The 3286-nt window shown below is 59.0% G+C and carries 3 protein-coding genes and 2 pseudogenes; 2 read left to right on the top strand and 3 right to left on the bottom strand.

Annotation, left to right across the window (positions count from 1 at the left end; all coding sequences use genetic code 11):
* On the bottom strand, positions 1–209 hold a 209-nt coding region (locus KJQ96_RS38235; RefSeq protein WP_309142546.1), incomplete at its 3' end, for a helix-turn-helix transcriptional regulator.
* A pseudogene (locus KJQ96_RS42540) lies at positions 169–817 on the bottom strand (zincin-like metallopeptidase domain-containing protein); the annotation flags it as partial. The gene KJQ96_RS38235 and the pseudogene KJQ96_RS42540, both read right to left, overlap by 41 nt.
* Positions 818–1069: 252 nt before the next feature.
* Between KJQ96_RS42540 and KJQ96_RS41160 the strand changes: the two are divergent.
* Both KJQ96_RS41160 and modA read left to right on the top strand, forming a co-directional pair.
* Positions 1070–1228, top strand: coding sequence for a hypothetical protein (locus KJQ96_RS41160; RefSeq protein ID WP_244608765.1), 159 nt, complete (start codon positions 1070–1072; stop codon positions 1226–1228).
* A 35-nt stretch (positions 1229–1263) separates the two neighbouring features.
* Complete coding sequence (gene modA, locus KJQ96_RS38245; RefSeq protein WP_249735067.1) at positions 1264–1776, top strand: molybdate ABC transporter substrate-binding protein; 513 nt, start codon at positions 1264–1266, stop codon at positions 1774–1776.
* A gap of 840 nt (positions 1777–2616) precedes the next feature.
* On the opposite strand, the pseudogene KJQ96_RS38250 reads toward modA, so the two are convergent.
* Positions 2617–2788 (bottom strand): annotated as a pseudogene (locus KJQ96_RS38250) (IS3 family transposase); the annotation flags it as partial.
* Positions 2789–3286: the final 498 nt, after the last annotated feature.

Genomic DNA, 3286 nt, shown 5'->3' on the forward strand with positions numbered 1-3286 from the left:
CATTGGGCAATAGATGCTGCACCTAGTTTGCGGCGCGCGTTCTCAAGATGAAACAGGACAGTGCGCGGCGCAATCTGGACCAGCACCGCGATATCCGCGACTGTTTTTCCCTGCGCAGTCCATGCAAGGCATTGGCGCTCGCGCTGAGTGAGTTCACTTTCGGAGAGTTTAGACGCCATTGACGTTGTCGCCGACCTTGGCATCGACATGGTCAAGGCCCGTGCGAGCGGATATATTTGCGGCCGTCCGCGCCAGCTCGCGCGCCTCGAGCATGTTCCGCGCGAAACGCACCTGTCCGCCTTCCTCTCGCGCCAGCCCCTGCTCGATCAGCCATTGCCGTCTCGTTCGGAGCGCCGTCTCGACTTCCGCGCCAAAGCCGGTCGACGCGAACTCATCGGGCTCCTTCCCAACGAGCCTGCGATCGAGCCAGATTGCCCCCAAAGCCTGCGGCAGATCTTCAAGCCTTTGCCATGACAGCACCGCGAGCCATGAGCAAACGTAATCGGCATGACGCACGGTCGGCACGATGCCGAGCGAGGCACAGCAAAATGCCGAGGCTATCTCGGCGATGATCTCCTCGAAGCGTATTTCTTCGTACCGAAAGCACCTGACAGATCGCGGTTGAGACGGGTAGAATGGCCGCTGGCATGCGCCAATTCGTGAAGCGCTGTCCGATGCCATTTGATCAGTTCGAAATAGGCAGCCGGTTGCCGCACCTGAACGTAGTCCTCGGAAGGACAGTAAAAGGCTTATTACCGCCAATCCGGAAATCGATGCCGCTCGCAGCGATCAGCGCTTCGACCTGCGGCTCTATCACGCGGCAAATTGCCGGCACGGAGGCGACCTGAGTCATTTACCTTCTATGTTGTCGTACCAGTCGTGTCCGGTTGAAGACGTCGATGTGGGAAACCCGACTACAGTAGCTAAGTCATTTTCCGCGGCTGCTGCGGCAAACACGTGGTTTTTCTCTCTTCAAGCGACGCCCGCAGGCCTTCGCGTGCGGCACGCCGATTGCTGAGATGAAAACCGCCGCACAAAAAACGTGGCGAGCTGGCCCCAGGAGTTCACAATGAGACTTGCTTCATTGACCCTGATCAATGCGGCGTTGAAGCTGGTCGTAACTGCACAACCGGCAGAGATCAATGTGGCAGTCGCCGCCAAATTCACCGAACCGACCAACGAGATAGTCGCGAGCATCAAGCGGACTCCTGGTCATCATCGGCGTTAAGCTTCGGCGCGAATGGCCAATGTCATAGCCAAATTATGCAAGGCGCGTCATTCCAGATCTTTCTCTCGGCCGAGGATGCGCGACCAAAGGAGCTGGTCGTGGATGGGATCGCCGTACCGGAAAGCCGCCTCATCTGCAATACCGGAAAGCTCGTGCTTTGGAAGAAGCCTGCGGTTTTCGTGAATGGCGCGGAGATGCCCAAGTCGGTGGCCTTCGCAGAACTGTCGATCTGCAATCCCGCCACGACGCTTTATGACGTAGTCGCAGTGGAGGCGGTGAGTTCGCCCGGCGTTTCTGAGACCATGCATCCGAAGGGCGTCGAGGGCGCGAATATCACGCGGGCCGATCAATACGAGGCGGGCTATGACGAGCTCGCCTTTGTTGACAATGAGGCCGCCTCGCGCTGGCTGATGCGGCAGGAGCTCGATAGACCCATTCGGCGAGGTGCCGCGCCATTGAAGAGCGGCGCCGACAGCAAAGCGGCGCAGGGCTTCATTGACTTTCCGAAAGGGCCGGAGGCTCACGCGATCATCGAGCGCTACGGTTAGATGCCCGAGAACCAGAGTTGGACCGCATGAACATCGTCTCGGCTGGCATCTGCCCGTCGGCTAGGCTGACGGTCAGGCTCGCCAGCCTCACGACCGTGGTCCTACCGCATTTGCACGCCGTTCTCTTGGCTTGGTGATCTTCGATTTTTCTCTGATCCTAGCCATGGCTCTGATCGATAGCGCAGCGCAGGGATATGGTACGGATGACCCACTGGAGCAAACCAAAACCACGCGTGATTGAAGGCGGTAAAGCCAATCGCCATTGCGTCCTGATGCTTCGCAGCCGCGGACAGCGTGGAATTTTTGGCCGCTTGCGGCGATCCTCCTCAACGCGCTCCTCTGGGCCGGTATCCGCTGGGTCGTCGGGGCGTTCTTATGAGCGAGATGGCGTGACCGAAGCAGCAAAAGCTAGCGCCACATGGTTGGCGCGTTGGCAAACGCCCTCTGGCCTACACCCCTCTCGTCGACTGACGCTTCTCCGAACGAGGCCCACGATGCAGCGTATGCAAGTTAACGAACGCCACACACGCACGCCCGGAGGTTGTTGACCACGCTGTTCCAGAACCACAAAGAGCGCTTTTGATCTGGACGCGCGGCAGTTCACAGTGTCCCACTTCGCGCACCGCTTTCGCCGGGTCCAACGGTGAAGCTCACGTCCCGCAAAGCCCAAAATTCCCGGTAGTAGCGACGCGGGGTCAAGCTCTTGCCGGTGATGCGGGCGAGCGGAGCGGCTGCCCGCTGCAAGCGGGGCACTATCGATTGCTTAAGGCGATTGGGCGGAGATTCGAAAATATGATAGCATTTGCTCAGCCTTTCGACTGCCACGAGAGCGTCAGAGGACATCGGCGAATCCTTTCCGTGTTTTCTGAAACGATCCGTATTCTCCTCGCCCCGCAGTCTTTCCAGCGCGATGCGGATCTTCTCCTCCGCTGAATACTGTCGGCGTCTGGCGCCGAATGTCCTTTAGCACTCGTTCTGCCGGCGCTTTGCCCGGCCCGGATTTCTGTTTCATCTTCGCTCCTGGTGGCTACGATGAACCAGAATCCTCCCTCCGCAATTGGCGAGAGTCTCCTAGGCTCCGCCTGACGCCTCATCACTGATTTGGCTAAAAAGCAACTCCCATTTCTGGGAGCGCTTCGGCGCGCTTCGCGCCTATTGCTCGGCGGTTGCGGATGATAGGGCCTGTGCCGCTCAGGGTTGATGGTCTGGAAGTCGGAATCGACGGCTGCAGTGAAACTGAAGCGCCTACTTTGGATCGTCAATCCTAAGAGCCTCATGCAGGCCGAGGTACCCATTTTAAGGTAACTCGGTTGGGGCGTTTTCATTCCGAAGGTTCTGCGGGCCGATAGCGGCTTCCGCAGCGGCCGCGTCAGGCCGAATACGTGCCAGCCTTGGCATCGCCCGGAAGCCGACCTCTCCGTCCTAGGAGCCTGTCCAGTTAGCATCGGGAAGCCGGTTTTATCCGAATGATAGCGGCTCATGCGGCCCTCGCCAGCTTGACGAGGTTGTG

The sequence above is a fragment of the Bradyrhizobium sp. sGM-13 genome, assembly GCF_018398875.1.
In the GTDB taxonomy this organism is placed as follows: domain Bacteria; phylum Pseudomonadota; class Alphaproteobacteria; order Rhizobiales; family Xanthobacteraceae; genus Bradyrhizobium.